Source organism: Caballeronia sp. LjRoot34, from assembly GCF_964253815.1.
Lineage (GTDB): Bacteria > Pseudomonadota > Gammaproteobacteria > Burkholderiales > Burkholderiaceae > Caballeronia.
Genome location: NZ_CAXUSB020000003.1, coordinates 634,505 through 649,778 on the forward strand (window position 1 = coordinate 634,505; position 15,274 = coordinate 649,778).

Here is a 15,274-nt window from a genome sequence, read left to right on the forward strand (position 1 = left end):
TGCATGTCGTCGGTCAAGCGGTCTTGTCCTTGTCCCGCTGCCGCCGCGGTCTCTCGCGCAGTCGGGTACGCAATACAGCCTGCCGTGTGCGCACGACATTCAGCGCCTGCTCAAGCGCGCTGATATCGGCCTGGCCGCGCAAGTGAAAAACGCGCGCCAGATGGTAGGCAGTGGACAGCGGCGCGAGCCGCTGCATGAACCAGAGCCCTTCCTGCGCAGGAGACAGTGGCCGTGGTCCGGCTTGCTCGCCGGGCGTCGTTAAGGTCGCCGTTAAGGCTCTTGCCGCAAAAGACCGCATTGGCGCCCTGCCTCCTGATGAATTACCACTGATACTTCAATCCCGCGAGTACGAGTCGACCTTGTCCCCAGTAGCAGGAACCGTTGCTGCACGACGCCATGTAAGTGCGGTTGAGCAGGTTGCTTGCATTGAGCGAGCCGGTCCAGCCATGCATGGAGGGGAACGCGCGGCCGAGGTCATAACGCAGCGCCAGGTCGACGAGTGTTGCCGACGAGGTCAGGAGCGTGTTCGCCGTATCGCCGTATGAACCGCCGATAAACCGCAGGCCCGCGCCCGCTTGCACACCATTGAGCAGCCCGCTGGTCACCGTATAGTCCGCCCACAGCGAGGCGGTATTACGCGGAATACCGAGCGGCGCCTTGTCGAGGTTCGACGAATTGCTCTTCGTGTTGAGCAGGTTCGTGTACGTGTAGCTGAAGATCAGCGCGAGGTTGTTGGTCAGGCTCGCATGCGCTTCGACTTCGAAACCCTGGGACCGCACTTCGCCGGTCTGCACCTGGAAGTTGATGTTGTTCGGGTCCGTCGTCAGCACGTTTTGCTGCGTCAAATGAAACGCCGATACCGTGACAAAGCTGTTGTAACCCTTCGGCTGGTACTTCACGCCGACCTCATACTGCTGGGCGGTAGTCGGTGAAAACGACGTACCCGAGAAGGTCGAGCCGACCTGCGGCTGGAACGACGTCGTGTAGCTGGCGTAAGGCGCAAAACCATTGTCGAACTTGTACACACCACCCGCACGCCAGGTGAACGCGCGGTTGAACTGTTTCGTCTGCGCACCGTTCACATACGACTGGCTATCTTCGTTCGTCCAGTCTTCGCGCACACCCAGCAGGAACGACCACCGGTCGATGTCGAACTGGTCTTGAGCATAGGTGCCAAGCTGCTTGACCGACTGCTTGTTCGACGTGCCCAACTCGAAGGTCGGATACGGAATGTACTGGCCGTATTGCGGATTCGTAATGCTGAGCGACGGCACATTGTTGTCCGCCGATGCGAAGAAAACATGGTCGAACTGGGTATTCTGGTAGTCGACACCCACGGTCGCCGTATGCGACACCGGTCCCGTGTTGAACCGCGCGGTTGCCTGGTTGTCGAGCGTGTGCGAGTTCAGCCGGCCGCTGTTCAGGTACGCCTCGCGCGCCAGCTCCGTACCGTTGTTTATATAGCCCAGATCGTCGGCCACATATTGAACGGTCTGGCTGTTATGCAGGAAACGATAGCTCTGCTTGAAGGACCAGATGTCGTTCAGGCGATGATCCAACTGGTATCCGATTGACTCCTGCGTCTTGCGGAAACTGTCGAAGTCCGGCTCGCCCGGATAGAAACTGCGCGGCAACTGCGACACACCGGTCTGAATCGTGCCCACCACCGGCACGCTGTTATAGATACCCGCTTCGGGATCGGCCTGGTAGTTCGCAAAGACCGTGAACGTGGTGTCTTTCGTCGGTTTCCACGTGATGGTCGGCGAAATCGCGAAGCGCTGCTGGTTCACGTAGTCCGTTTGCGTGCCGGTATTGAAACCGTCCGCCGTCAAACGGTAAAGCACTTTGCCATCCTGATCAATAGGACCACTGAAGTCGAAGAACCCTTGCAAGCGCCCATAGCTGCCGGTCTGGATTCCGACTTCGTGCAGCGGCTCGGCTGTCGGCATCTTGCTCACAAGGTTCACCGTGCCACCCGGCGAACCTTGTCCGTACAACACCGACGCCGGTCCGTGCAGCAACTCGATACGCTCGAACATATACGGATCGAAGCTCGTCACGTTGAAGCCGAAACCGCCGGCCGGACCGGGTGTGCGCAAACCGTTCCAGAACTCGTCGACGAGAAAACCGCGCGCGTACAGGTACTCGAGCGAATCCGTATTGGTGCCGCGCTGCTCCGGGTTGACGCCGGACGTGTAGCGCAGCGCCTGCGCCACGCTCTGCACGTCCTGGATGTCCATCTGGTCGCGCGTCACCACCGAGATCGCCTGCGGTGTCTTGATGATCGGCGTGTCGGTCTTGGTGCCCGCTGTGCTCTGCTTCGCCACGTAACCCTTCACCGGTCCCGTGCCCGTTTCAGCATCGCGTTGACCCTTCACCACCACAGCCGGCAACTGTTGCCCCGGGCTGGCGGATGCGGCCGGCTGGCCAGATCCGTCCGTAGGCACAACAGCGTCACTTTGCGCAAACGCAGACGTCGCCAGGAACACGCCCGCTGCGATCGGCGCGAGCCGCCAGGGATTCTTTGCGCGCCCGCGCGCGCCGATACGGTCTGCGCCGCGTCGTTCTGATTGTTGTCGTGCCATGGTCTCTTGCGGTTGGTGTGGTTGGATTTGTGAACGATAATGCAAATGCGAATGATTATTATTTCATATTAAATTGTCCGATGCAAAGACTGCTTCAAAGCTCGCTCGTCAGCGTTGCGGCAGCAGGCTCAGAGTCCGAATGCCGGCGCGCCCGAGTAACCGTCCAAGTCGTCCAGAGACGTGAAAGAGACGTGAACGCAACGCCATCGGGGCCTGCGCGTTGGTCACATCATCGGCGGGCCAGCGCCCGGCTGTCGGAATCGGGATCGGCGCGGGGGGGCATCGACGGACAATCTCAGAAATTGCGAACAGGACCGAAGCATAGGCATCTACCATGACAAAATCAAGTTATTGAGAATCATTTGCAATACGATGCATTTTTCGCGATCATGGATGCCTTGAGAAAGCTTGGAGCTATCCATGGAAACGATGAACCCCGGCGTCAGTGCCGACGCCCTGAGCGTGTTGATGACGCGTCAGTCGCACTGGCCGCTAGCCGAACCCGCGCCCGACGATTCCCAGCTTCAACAGATTTTCGATGCCGCCCTGCGCGCGCCCGATCACGGCGCGTTGCGGCCGTGGCGCTTTGTGCTGATTCGCGGGAACGCGCGGCTGAAACTCGGCGAGTTGCTGGTCGATCTTGCCTGCACCCGGGCTCCCGAAGAGCCGCGTTCGGCGCATGAACATCGCGGGCGCCGCGCGCTGGCGGCGCCCGTTGTGATAGCGCTTGTCGCGTCCCTGACACGCGAGACGAAGGTCCCTGAAGTCGAGCAGTTACTGTCCGTTGGGGCAGCGGCCATGAACATGTTGAACGCTATTCATGCACTCGGTTTTGGTGGTTTCTGGGCGACCGGACCGGATAGTTACGAGCCGCAAATGCATCGCGCGCTTGGGCTGGCCGAGCGTGATCGTTTGCTTGGATTTTTGTTTGTCGGCACGCCGCCTGACGGCGTGCGCGCGGTGAAGCGCCCCTCCAGCGACCGCTACGTGACCGAATGGCTCGAAGCCCACGCTTAAGCGGTGGCAGACAGAACTGGTGCGAAAGGAACGGCGACATCAACGCCATTTTCGTTCGTGCTCCTATCCCTCATCGGCTTGAGAGGAACGCCCGGCGGTTCGCCAGATCGATCCGGCGTGGTCGTGTCCGGTCTCCCGGCACATGCCCTCTCGATCTGAAACGGTACTTAACATGCCTATGGGTTTATTGATTGAGCGCTCATTGATGCAGACATCGACGCGGAATTTTATCGATAGCCTCGATGCGCCGATCCGACTCGCCGATAGCGAAACGCAACCGCAGTTCTTACCGCTTCGCATGAACGAAACGCTTTCGCTGAGTCAATGCACGCCGGCACCGGGCGAGATCTTTATGTTCCGGTTCCGCAGTCAATGGCAACGCGTGAGCGCACACGATTCGGCGCAGTGGCTGACGCAGGACGAAACCCGGCGTGCAGCGTTATTGCCCAGTCCTGCGCTACGGTACCGGTATATATCGAGCCGTGCGGTGTTGCGACTGGCTGCGGCCCGGATGCTCGGATGCCAGCCCGATGCGGTTGATCTGCGCGATGACGCCAGGGCGTCGGATGTTCGCACAAGACGCCACGGGGGACGCCGTTTTATGCGCTGATATAGCTTACGCCGGTGTCTGGATCATGCTTGGCATCAGCGCCAGTTATCTGGGTTTGGGAACGTCGCTGCCTTCGTACAAGATGGCGTCCGACGACGAATCATTGCTGCCGGGCCGGGTATCGGGCCAGATTTCGCCGCCGTCGGATGGTTTGTTATTTAGCAGGCAGCGAGCGCGTGATAACAGTTTGCTTAGTGCTGCCGGACATCGATCGGCTATCGATCATTCGAACCTTGCGTTAAGCGAATCTGCCCCGGCTTTGGCTAGCATGTCAGGGGGTGGGTCTTGGTTTGTCTTTGACTTGCCTATGCCAGGGCAACTTTGCGCGTCGGTGTGTAGTTCAACGCCGCTAAGCACCGTTTTCGCTTTTGGGTGGAGTAAGCGTAATGAGGCTTGATTTTTGCTCGCGGGGGGCGGGGTAAGGGTTGGATTGGTCGGTTTTGGGGTTAGTGGTCAGGGTTAGTGCCTGGGGGGTCGGTTCCAGGGTTAGTGGTCGGGGTCTATGCCGGGTTGGTGCTTTCGGCCGTGGTGGTCTGCGAGAGTCGGATTTTCTCTTTATCACTATTAGCCACTGTGCGTGGCGGCACGTCATTTCTTTGTCCAAAGCGACAAAGAAACGAAGCAAAGAAAACGCTTTTAAACCACGCTACCCTAAGTGTCCACAGCGTGCAGTTTCTATTCATAGGTGCCCCAAAAGCACGGTGCTCGCCAGAGCCACGGATGTGTGAACCCCTCCTTCTCCGAACACCGATACCCACACGCTTCGCCACCAGTGATTGAACCTGCCCAAGGGGCACCCCGCGCTATCCGCGGAGGACCCCCCTCCAAATGTGCACGCGTCTCGAACCACGTAGCCAACCCGCCTGGAAACGAGGCCGCAAAGATGCGAGCGGCCGTAACCGACGAAAATAGCTGTACAGAACGCGCAGCCAATTCACAAAACGGAAGTAGTAAACACAAACACGCATGAAGCTGTGGCCTATGAATACGGTCGCACAGACCCGGTAGCTAACCTGTCAAAAAAACGCAGCCGTAAATATCTGTAAGGCCGTGCGGGTTCATTGGCAATTGTGCTTGCCCGAGAGCGTACGGGGCGAAGCGTGTTCGTGTCAGGATTCGCGAGAAGGAGGGGTTCAAACATCCGTGGCTCTGGCGAGCACCGTGCTTTTGGGGCACCCATGAATGAAAACTGCACGCTGTGGACACTTAGGGTAGCGTGGTTTAAAAGCGCTTTCTTTGCTTCGTTTCTTTGTCGCTTTGGACAAAGAAATGACGTGCCGCCACGCACAGTGGCTAATAGTGATAAAGAGAATATCCGGCTCTCGCAGACCGCTAACGCTGAAAGCAGCAACCCGGCACCAACCCCGCCCGCTAACCCAGAACCGACCAACCCAGCACTAACCCCAACCGCTAACCCCGGCACCGACCACCTCAAACCCCAACGCCCTAAACCCCGCCGACGGCCCTCACATGCCTTGAGGCCAACCTCCCGGCAATACCCATCGCGTCATAGATCAGCACGGCAAGTAACCCAACAATAACTCCACCCTGCAGGATAAAAGCAGTATTCGAGGTCTGCAGACCCGCAATAATGACATCGCCCAACCCCTTCGCCGCCACGGTCGACCCGATAGTCGCAGTCCCCAGATTGATCACAACGGAAAGGCGCAGGCCCGCGAGAATAACCGGCAGCGCGAGCGGCAGTTCGACCGCGAACAACTGCCGCGCCGCGCTCATGCCCATGCCTCGCGCCGCGTCGATAGTCACAGACGGAATCTCTTTCAGACCCGTGATAGTGCTCTCGAATATCGGCAGGAGACCATAAAGAATCAACGCGACCAAGGTCGGCTTGACACCAAACCCGACCACGGGCACCGCAAGCGCCAGCACAACCACCGGCGGAAACGTCTGCCCGATATTCACTACGCTGCGCGCGAGCGGCAGGAATTCCACACCCGCCTCGCGCGTGACGAAAATCCCGGCAAGCAACGCAATCACCGCACCCACCAGACTGGCGGCGGCCACGATCGCGAGATGTGCAAGCGTGAGGTCCAGCAGGCTCGCCCGGTCATAAAGCACCGGCGCGCCGTTTTCAGCCAGCGGGGCAAGGAGCGGCTGGAACACATGCGGCTTGAACAGCAACGTGAGCAGTACGGCAAGCGCCAACGTACGCGCTATCCAGGCAGCTGATTTCATGTGGACCTCTCGGCACGCGCCAGGATCGATGCAAGCGATATACGGCCCTGCACTGCACCGTCCGCCGATGCAACCGGCAAGCTCTGCGCGCCACGCCAAAGCAACTCGGACAAGGCATCGCGAAGGCTCTGCGTGCCAGCAATCGCACTGCCCTCGGCGGCGCCCGCTTCGGCGATTTCACTAACAGGAATCAGCGACAGTAGCCGGAACGGCCGGTCGACGCCCGCCACCAATCGCTCGACAAAACCCGGCGCAGGCCGCCTCAAGATCTCGGCAGGCGTAGCCGCCTGAAGCACGCGGCCACCGTCCATCACCACAATGCGGTCACCCAGATGCAACGCCTCTTCCATATCATGCGTAACAATCACGACCGTGATCCCCAGACGCCGCTGAAGCGCAAGCAAGTCTTCCTGCGCCTTGGCGCGAATGATGGGATCGAGTGCACCGAACGGCTCGTCCATCAGCAAGATTGCAGGCTCCGCCGCCAGCGCCCGCGCCACCCCCACGCGCTGCTGCTGACCACCCGAAAGCTGGTGGGGATACTTGTCCAGGTAGGCATCGGCGTCGAGATTGAAGAGCGCCAGCAACTCGCGCACACGCAGGTCGATCCTCGCCGCGCTCCACCCCAGCAAGCGCGGAACCGTCGCGATATTGCGAGCCACCGTCCAATGCGGAAACAAGCCGTTGCCCTGGATCACATAACCAATCCCGCGCCGCAATGCCTCAGCCGACACGGTTGCGGTGTCGCTTCCGTCAATGCGGATCGTGCCGCTCGTGGGCGCGATCAGACGGTTGATCATGCGCAGGAGCGTGGACTTGCCGCTGCCGGATGTGCCGACAAACGCAGTGATGGTGCCTCGTTCGATGGTGAGCGAGACGTCGTCGACAGCGACGATATCGCCGAAACGCCGGCTGAGTTTCTCGATTTCGATCATACGTGGCGTCCTTGCGTCCTTTAGTGACGTCCTTTAGTGACGTCATTTAGTGACGTCCTTTAGCGAGTTCGGTCACGGCGTTGAACACGATTGCCGCAGCGAGACCGAGCGCGATGGTCGGCACGGCGCCGAGCAGCACGAGATCAGTCGCCGCTTGCCCAAGACCCTGGAATACGAAAGTACCGAAGCCGCCCCCGCCGATGAGCGCAGCCACGGTCGCCAGACCAATGTTCTGGACCAGCACGATCCGCACGCCCGTCAGGATGACCGGCAACGCAAGCGGCAGTTCAATCGCAAAGAGCCGCTGGCGCGGGGTCATGCCCATCGCCACTGCAGCTTCAACGCTCTCGTGCGGAAGCTGCGCAAATCCCACCACAACGCTTGCCGCGACCGGCAGCAGCGAATAGAGAAACAACGCAATTCCCGCAGGCGCGACGCCGATACCGCGAATGCCAAGTGCATCGAGCAGCGGGAACCGGGCGGCAAGAAGCCCTAGCGGAACCATCATCAAACCGTACATCGCGATGCTCGGGATGGTTTGAATAATGTTGAGTACAGGTAACGCGACGGCACGCAGCGCCGACCACTTCGCACACGCTATGCCCAGTGGCACACCGATCAGGACCGCCGCCGCAACCGACCCCGTGACGAGTTCAACATGGCGGGCCGCTTCGAGCCAGAAGGTATCGGCGTGATTCGCATACTCCTGCATCACCGACAAGCCGCTCCATAAGCCACTGCCAAGAATGGCTGCAATAACGGCCGCGGCCAGTGCAAGCGCAAGAAGATGTTGCACCGGTCCGAACGAGAGTTTAGCGATAGCGTCGGTTACCAGCACCGAGAACGCGAAGAACAAGATCCAGAAACCACCCGCGGGCGACACCCGCGCCAACGGGTTATCGGCAGTGACGAGATGCGCAGGCACAAGGCCGAGCAGCACGCACAGCGTCAGGAGCAGGACAACGCCGACCACGAACCGAAGCGTCGGACGGCTGCGCAGCAACGCGAACAGCGCCCCTGCGGCCAGCACCGCAAGAAATGCCCATGCCTGCCCGGCTGTGAAGATGTCGGTCAACCCGAGACCTTTGCCGGACACAATCCGGTTCGCCCGAAACGTCACGAACGGTTCGAACACCAGAGCGAGCAAGACTATCGCTGCGATCAGCGAACCGACCTTGTCGATACGCAAAGCGATTGCACCCTGCTGCGCGCCGGCCGTGGCCGGCGTTTCATTGGTGTGTGCGTCGGCCCGTGTCCCGGCAATCATTTAACGAAGCCCTTCGATTTCAGATAGCTCGCCGCGACCGTTGCGGCCGGCTCGCCGTTGACCTGAATGCGGCTGTTCAACGTCTGCAAGGTCTTCAGATCAAGACTCGCAAATACCGGCTTGAGATAGCCGGCAATCTCGGGGTGCGCCTTCAGTACGCTCTCGCGAATCAGCGGTGTGGGTGCGTAGACGGGCTGCACGTCCTTGTTGTCCTCCAGCACGACCAGTCCCGCGGCCGCTATGCCGCCGTCCGTGCCGTAGACCATGGCTGCGTTGACCTTGTCGGTTTGCTCGGCAGCCGCCTTGATCGTCGCCGATGTATCGCCGCCCGAGAGCACAAGAAGTTGTTCAGGTTTCAGCTTGAATGCATAGGTCTTTTCGAACGACGGCAGTGCGGCGGCGGTATTGACGAACTCAGCCGATGCCGCGAGCTTGACCTGGCCGCCCGCCGACACCCATTTGCCGAAGTCCTCGAAGGTCTTGATCTTGTTGGCCTTCGCGACGGTTCCCAGCAGGGCCACGGCCCAGGTGTTGTTGGCCGGCGCGGGCGTCAGCCAGACAATCTTGTTGGCCGCGTAATCGAGCTTGGCGGCTTCCTCATAGCCTTTGGCCGCATCCTTCCAGAGCGGGTCATCGGCCTTGTTGAAGAAGAACGCGGCGTTGCCGGTGTATTCCGGATAGATGTCGATTTCACCTGTCGTGATGGCCTTGCGCACGATTGGCGTGGTCCCGAGGCCGATCTTGTCGGAGACCGCAATGCCATGCGACTTCAGCACCTGCGCAATGATGTTCCCAAGCAGATTGCCCTCGGTGTCGATCTTCGATGCCACGGTGACCGAGTCCGCTGCATAAGCGGTGGAAGCAGTGGACATGGTCAGGACGAGCGCGGCGGCGCCCCATGCCTTGATTGATTTTGCGATTCCCATGGGGATGTGGCCTCGGTTGAATAGTCGTTTTTTAAGGGGAACGGTTTCTTGGTCGCTTAAGCGCGGGTCGACATTATCGACCAAGTAGCAGTGAATCGGCTGCAATAGCTGAGGAGAGTAACGGTGCGCGAAACCATCACAAACCAAGAAATCCCGATTTGCAAATAGGTATCGATGGAAATGGTCTCGCTTTCCGCGCTTAGCCAAGCGCGCAACCCTCTGCATGCACCCGGCCATGAGAGAGCTGATAGGCGAGCGGCCAAGCAACGCGTTAAAGGTGATAACCAGGCGAGAAGCGAGACCTACTCTGTTGCTTGCCAGGCACGCAAGGTTTTCCGAGCGGCAATCTACCGGAACGACAAGCCCGTAATTAATTGCCTTGCTAACTATTTTGTGATTTAATCGATTCATGTTCGATCACTGCCTTTACTTCAACTCGGCTGCCCTCGCCCGTCTCGTGGAGCGGGAGTGGACTGTTGTCTATGCAGAATTCGGGCTGACGCCACCACAAGGATTTGTGCTTCGTGTCGTGCTGGCTACACCCGGCTGCCTCAGCAGTCAGGTGGCCGAGATCCTGGGTATAGCGCGCCCTACCGCAACCCGGCTTATCGACAGTCTCTGCGAAAAGCAATTAGTCGAACGCCGTCAAGACAAGGAAGATGGCCGGGAGTGGACAGTCCATCCAACTCCAGCCGGTCTGGCGCTCGATCGGCCAATCAACAATGCCAGCGCCAGGATTGCACGGACCTTGCGCGCAAAGATCGGCCCGGAGTTGTTCGAGTCGGCGGTCGCGTCCATGCACGACGTGAGGAAGGCATTGGTGTAAGTTCAACGGCTTTTTTTAAAAGCAAATAGTTGTCTTGCTAATCATAATGGAGGCAAGCAAATGGATAACGAGTTGCATCGAATGGCCGTGGTTAAAAAGCGCATGGGGTGGCGATGGTTTCCGGCACGAGCCACCAGCGCCGCTATAGCGGTCCTTGGATCAGCAGCGCTGATGGTCGCGCTTGCCTGTTCTGTCTCGAGCAGCCGTGCAAACAATGCGCGGTGCCTTCAGGCGTTCGCAAACGATGAGCACCGTAGTCTCGACGCTTTTTTCCAGGATCCGTCGATGCAGGATTCGCTTGTGCAAGCGATCGATCAATGTTCGCGTTGAACGTCGATCGATCACCCTCTTTGGCATGGAAGCGGCGCCGCGTACGTCAGACGCCGCTTCAGATGCTTTGCATATAGTCGCGGTCTTCGGCGGGTAGCGACGAAAGCCAGTTTTGTTCAGAACCGGGTTCCGGTAGAACATGGCCGTATTCGATCATCTGAGCCGGGGGCAGTTCGGATATGTAGGCCCAGACGTATCGCTTGGCAACCGCGGTGGTTTTCGAAATTGCGTCGACAATGCCCTCAAGCAACTCACGCTTGCGCTCTGCGCTGCGACCGGCGCGGATATGTCCGTGCACGAAAATCTGCTCCGAGCGAAGCGGACTTCCACCCACGAAGTGATTACCTTCCGGCACTTCGTTGAAAATCACCTGAGCGAAGAAAGACTGAGCACCGGTGGCCTGATTGTGAATCCGGGTGATCTCTTCCGCGATGCGTTGTTTGGCATCGGCAGACAGGCGGCCGTTCGCAGCGGAAACAATATAGGTAGGCATATAGCCCCTCCTTGAGCAATAAAACCGGCTTTCGTTACTTCATCTTATCTATTGCATATACAACCATTTTGCAGAAGATAAAATTCAACGCCATACAGTTGCAACTACAACTAATCTAACAAATAAAAACTCGACAAACTAGTTGTAGCTACATCTTATGGTTTGCAGTACCCGTCGGATACACGTGTTTACCCGGCAGCCGATGCAACAAACCGTCAGCCGGAACCACAAGCGTCACACCTGTCGCCCCACGCCTTGAAGCGTTTCGAGCGCCTCCAACAGTCGCTTGCTGGCTGGCCCCTTCATGAATTTTTGAACTTCGCTTTCAACCTGCTTCTGGGCAACCTGCCAATGAGGTTCCGCACGCCGCAGCATTTTCAGCCCCTCCTTGCTTAAGGTAGCGACCTTGAAGCGGGCGTCTTCTTCGCTGCCGACCTTGACCCAGCCGGCATCGATCAGAACTTTGAGGTTTCTCGAGATAGTGGTCTTATCCAGCGCCGCTTCCACCGCGATTTCAGTGAAGGTCGCCGATCCAAGCCGCTCGAGCGCCCGGAGAAGGGAGAACTGCGTGATTTTTAATCCGATCGGCCGGAGCGCGTCGTCGTAGACGCTCGTCAAGGCGTTCGCCGAGCGGCGGAATTGTGTGCAGTAGCAGTCCGTGAACATGACACTCCAGAATCGATTAGCGGCGAATAATCACAAGCCGTTGCACCACCGCAATTAAGCACCCTCTTAGCACCGGGAAAACGCGGTCAGCGCCAAAATCAGATGCATATGCAACTTTTTTAGTATAGCTCGCATCTCGCGTGGTGCGTCAATGCGAGATTACAGGAGGTGTTTCGTCGATCAGAACGCGCGACGCTCGACCCGCCCGCTTATCGACATCGGGCGAAGGCGTCAATTCGTCTTCAGTGGGGTCCTACGTGTTGCTCAAGTTTTTCGCGCGGCCTTCGGGATCTTTCGAATTCCGCGAGCGAGGCTTGCTCGCGTTGCGCAATCGCATGCTTCATCGTCGATGCGTCGATGCCTAAATGCATCGATGCTCCACATCAAAGTACTGGTTCAAGCAGTTACCAGGAACTCGTCACGGTTCTTGTCGACGATCCAATGAGGCGCTCGACCGCGGCCAGACCAGGTCGCACCGCTCACCACGTCACGATATTTTGGCGCGCCCGTTGTAGCGGCCACCGCGGCAGTCGCCTTGACTTGAGTTTTGTGTCCCATGAGCTCGGCAAGCGAGATCTTATATTCGCCCATCTTGGCGACTATTTCAGCGAGGACGATTTCGGCCTGGCGCTGTCGAGCGATGTTCAATTGATCTTGAAGTGCTTCGCGTTGCGCGAGCAGTTCTTTAAGGGTGGGCATTTCCGTTTGCATTATAAAAAGTCGTTCTTTGAAGTTGTTTGGGTGTTCGACAGCGTATTGATCAACAAAGGTAAGCGCAGAGGCAATCGCATTTTGCTAACGGGTCACCGCTGCGTCTCAGCCGGTCTGGCCGCTGGGCGAACAGACCAAGCCTGCCAGACCGATGGTTGCCGGACTAAACGCATACCGGCCTGCGAACTTCGTCGGGGTTTTCAGTAGTCATCACACCGTGAACGGCGGCACGCCGTATCGGCTGGCGACGAAAGAGGTGTTGCCTGCACGCAGGGGTGGTTCCCCAGGGGCCTCTTCGCTGAAACAGCGGCTAGTGTACGCGCATCACGCCGAGTCGCAGCGAAAACAACCACGTTGCGGGGCAATAAAATATAAATACCACGCCCGGCCCAACTGATCTAGCCATTGATATTAACGATATCTTACACGCGGCGTCAGACTCTGAATCGGGTGAAACAATTCGTTCGCGGCCATTCCGACTCGTTAAAAAACGTGGATTCGCAACGCGCGATCTTTCAGTTTGCCGAGCGCAACGTATTGCAGGAGCAATACGCGCGCGGCAATATTCAGGGCCATTTCACGCTTCTGATCCGCCTTGATGTTCGTTTCACCGGAAGCTTATTGAAAGCATACGGTGGCCGAATTAAATCGACGGGACTACTGGATTCACACATTCGCTAATCGCTCGATAACCAGGTCAAGCAGCGCCCGCAGTCTTCCGAGCCGGCGCAGGTCGCGATGGTAACCGAACCAGACGTCGCGGCCAGGCGGTGTCTCTCCCAGATCGATGCGGTGTATGCCGGTCGTATTGTCCCCGAGCGCGCACGGGAGTACGGCGAGTCCGCCCCCCTCCGCACACATCCTGGCTTGTGCGCCGCGGTTGTTGCTGCCGAACGCCACGTGCGCTTTCGGCAGCACGCGTCTCGCCCAGTCGACGTCCGGCAGCGTTCCAAAAGCGCTGTCCATGGTGACGAGGCTATACCCGTCACCGTCGCCGGCCTGCGGCGGAACCATGTCGATCGGAGAGTACAGCGCGTAGTCCATGTGCATGAACTTCCGCTGGATCACATCGGCCTCGTCAAACTGCGTGATGCGAAACAGCAGATCCGCGTCGCGCCTTGCCAGATTGAACCGGCGGGAATCCGTCACGAGCTCGATGCTCACGCGCGGATTAGCCTTAAGGAATTCAGCGAAGAGCGGCGTCAGGACATGAATGCCAAACCAGTCCGACGATGACACCCGCAGCACGCCAGTAAGATGCGGCTCCTTGCCGGCCAAAGAGCGCTCGAACGCGAGTGCGTCGTCCTCCATACGTTCCGCGTGCATCAGTACGGCCGCTCCTTCGTCTGTCAGGACAAAACCGTCCGTGGTGCGTTGAAACAGGGTTTGGCCGACTGCTGATTCGAGGGCTCGCAGCCGCCGACCCATTGTCGGTTGTGTTTGACCGGTCCGCTTTGCGGCCGCGCCAAGCGAACCCGTGCGGGCAATCGCCAGAAAAATCCGAACATCGCCCCAGTCCATTTTTCCTCATGCATAAACGTTTGGTCGTCGTGCAATAACGTCGATTGTCGTAATTTCCCGCATGGACGAAGATGAATCAAGCAAATTCGATCAATCACCGGGAGAAACACCATGAACATGCAAGCGTTGGTTCTGAGCCGCTATAACGGTCCGCTCGAACTGACGAAAGTCCCTCGCTCAAGCGCGCAACCCGGCCAGGTGCTGGTCCGTATTAAAGCGAGCGGCTTGAATCCGCTGGACATCAAGATTCGCGCGGGCAGCGCCGCGCATGCCAGGCATCCGCTGCCGTTGGTGCTGGGTATCGATATGGCAGGCGTGGTCGAAGCGGTCGGGCAAGGCGTCGATCAGTTCAAGGTAGGTGATGAGGTGTACGGAATGACTGGCGGCGTCGGCGGTCTCCAGGGCTCACTCGCTCAGTTCGCAGCAGTAGATGCTCGACTGATCGCGTTGAAGCCTTCCAACCTGTCGATGAAAGAAGCCGCAGCGCTGCCGCTCAGCTTTATCACTTCTTATCAGGGAATCGTGGACAGAGCGCAGTTGAACGCTGGGCAAACGGTGCTTGTACAAGGCGGAGCAGGGGGTGTCGGACACGTGTCGGTGCAACTCGCGCGAGCATTAGGCGCTCGCGTTTTTGCAACGGTGAGCAAGGGTGACGCCGAACTCATGGCGAGTTATGGCGCGACTGCTATCGACTATCGTGAACACACGGTCGAGCAATATGTTCAGGAACACACGGGCGGGGAAGGTTTTGATCTCGTGGCCGACACCGTAGGTGGGGCAACGTTAGACGCGTCGTTTTCGGCGGTCAGGCAATTCGGGCATGTCGTGAGCGCGCTAGGCTGGGGGACGCACGCCCTCGCGCCGTTGTCATTCCGCGAAGCAACATACTCTGGCGTATTCACGCTCTCACCGCTGCTAACCGGCAAGCACCGTGAGCATCACGGAGAAATTCTGCAGGTAGCGACACGGCTGGTTGAGGCCGGAAAGCTCTCGCCCCGAGTGGACCCACGCAGTTTCGATCTGGCTAGCGCCGACCTCGCTTATCAGGCTATTGCGGCGGGAACCACCAAGGGAAAAATAGTCGTCGACGTTCAATAGTGGCATTGGATCAGGATGGATTGCCACGGCCGCATAAAGACAAAACAGACTGTCGGAGCCGGCCGCTGAGTTAGTCTGGAGCTTAACGCAGCG

15 protein-coding genes are annotated in these 15,274 nt (G+C 58.7%); 5 read left to right on the top strand and 10 right to left on the bottom strand.

Annotated features, from left to right (window positions below; genetic code table 11):
• Window positions 1–13 precede the first annotated feature (13 nt).
• Entirely contained in the window at window positions 14–298 is a 285-nt protein-coding gene (locus ACSQ36_RS33860) for a condensation domain-containing protein (RefSeq protein WP_436185429.1), read from the bottom strand.
• A 22-nt stretch (window positions 299–320) separates the two neighbouring features.
• Window positions 321–2,585 carry a TonB-dependent siderophore receptor gene (locus ACSQ36_RS33865; RefSeq protein ID WP_436185430.1) on the bottom strand — a complete coding sequence of 755 codons (2,265 nt, stop codon included), beginning with the start codon at window positions 2,583–2,585 and terminating at the stop codon, window positions 321–323.
• Between the two features lie 420 nt (window positions 2,586–3,005).
• On the opposite strand from ACSQ36_RS33865, the gene ACSQ36_RS33870 reads away from it, so the two are divergent.
• Window positions 3,006–3,602 carry a nitroreductase family protein gene (locus tag ACSQ36_RS33870; RefSeq protein ID WP_436185431.1) on the top strand — a complete coding sequence of 199 codons (597 nt, stop codon included), beginning with the start codon at window positions 3,006–3,008 and terminating at the stop codon, window positions 3,600–3,602.
• 205 nt (window positions 3,603–3,807) lie between these two features.
• Window positions 3,808–4,212 (top strand): hypothetical protein, encoded by a 405-nt coding sequence (locus tag ACSQ36_RS33875; RefSeq protein ID WP_436185432.1) that lies wholly within the window; start codon window positions 3,808–3,810, stop codon window positions 4,210–4,212.
• A gap of 1,446 nt (window positions 4,213–5,658) precedes the next feature.
• Here ACSQ36_RS33875 and ACSQ36_RS33880 read toward each other — a convergent pair.
• From ACSQ36_RS33880 to osmF, 4 genes are read right to left on the bottom strand one after another with little or no spacing between them, the layout of a single operon-like run.
• Entirely contained in the window at window positions 5,659–6,408 is a 750-nt protein-coding gene (locus tag ACSQ36_RS33880; protein WP_436185433.1) for an ABC transporter permease, read from the bottom strand.
• The gene (locus tag ACSQ36_RS33885) at window positions 6,405–7,343 is read right to left on the bottom strand and encodes an ABC transporter ATP-binding protein (protein ID WP_436185434.1); all 939 of its coding nucleotides are present in this window, start codon (window positions 7,341–7,343) and stop codon (window positions 6,405–6,407) included. Before ACSQ36_RS33885 ends, ACSQ36_RS33880 begins: the two co-directional genes overlap by 4 nt.
• 46 nt (window positions 7,344–7,389) lie before the next feature.
• Window positions 7,390–8,610: an ABC transporter permease gene (locus ACSQ36_RS33890; protein WP_436185435.1), complete on the bottom strand. Its 1,221-nt coding sequence runs from the start codon at window positions 8,608–8,610 to the stop codon at window positions 7,390–7,392.
• On the bottom strand, window positions 8,607–9,482 hold the full coding sequence (osmF, locus tag ACSQ36_RS33895; RefSeq protein WP_436186443.1) for a glycine betaine ABC transporter substrate-binding protein OsmF: 876 nt from the start codon (window positions 9,480–9,482) through the stop codon (window positions 8,607–8,609). Before osmF ends, ACSQ36_RS33890 begins: the two co-directional genes overlap by 4 nt.
• Window positions 9,483–9,945: 463 nt before the next feature.
• Between osmF and ACSQ36_RS33900 the strand changes: the two genes are divergently transcribed.
• Window positions 9,946–10,362: a MarR family winged helix-turn-helix transcriptional regulator gene (locus tag ACSQ36_RS33900; protein WP_436185436.1), complete on the top strand. Its 417-nt coding sequence runs from the start codon at window positions 9,946–9,948 to the stop codon at window positions 10,360–10,362.
• Between the two features lie 388 nt (window positions 10,363–10,750).
• On the opposite strand, the gene ACSQ36_RS33905 is transcribed toward ACSQ36_RS33900, so the two are convergent.
• The 3 genes from ACSQ36_RS33905 to ACSQ36_RS33915 form a co-directional block, all read right to left on the bottom strand.
• Window positions 10,751–11,185, bottom strand: coding sequence for a tautomerase family protein (locus tag ACSQ36_RS33905; RefSeq protein ID WP_213765149.1), 435 nt, complete (start codon window positions 11,183–11,185; stop codon window positions 10,751–10,753).
• Between the two features lie 234 nt (window positions 11,186–11,419).
• Window positions 11,420–11,851, bottom strand: a complete 432-nt coding sequence (locus tag ACSQ36_RS33910; protein WP_213765150.1) for a MarR family winged helix-turn-helix transcriptional regulator — start codon at window positions 11,849–11,851, stop codon at window positions 11,420–11,422.
• Between the two features lie 396 nt (window positions 11,852–12,247).
• On the bottom strand, window positions 12,248–12,562 hold the full coding sequence (locus ACSQ36_RS33915) for an H-NS histone family protein (protein WP_436185437.1): 315 nt from the start codon (window positions 12,560–12,562) through the stop codon (window positions 12,248–12,250).
• A 450-nt stretch (window positions 12,563–13,012) separates the two neighbouring features.
• Between ACSQ36_RS33915 and ACSQ36_RS33920 the strand changes: the two genes are divergently transcribed.
• Window positions 13,013–13,243 (top strand): hypothetical protein, encoded by a 231-nt coding sequence (locus tag ACSQ36_RS33920; protein ID WP_436185438.1) that lies wholly within the window; start codon window positions 13,013–13,015, stop codon window positions 13,241–13,243.
• Here the strand turns inward: ACSQ36_RS33920 and ACSQ36_RS33925 are convergent.
• On the bottom strand, window positions 13,229–14,083 hold the full coding sequence (locus tag ACSQ36_RS33925) for a LysR family transcriptional regulator (protein WP_436185439.1): 855 nt from the start codon (window positions 14,081–14,083) through the stop codon (window positions 13,229–13,231). The genes ACSQ36_RS33920 and ACSQ36_RS33925 overlap by 15 nt on opposite strands.
• Window positions 14,084–14,194: 111 nt before the next feature.
• Between ACSQ36_RS33925 and ACSQ36_RS33930 the strand changes: the two genes are divergently transcribed.
• A complete protein-coding gene (locus ACSQ36_RS33930) occupies window positions 14,195–15,181 on the top strand; it encodes a zinc-dependent alcohol dehydrogenase family protein (RefSeq protein WP_436185440.1) in 987 nt (328 codons plus the stop codon).
• The last annotated feature ends 93 nt before the right edge of the window (window positions 15,182–15,274 follow it).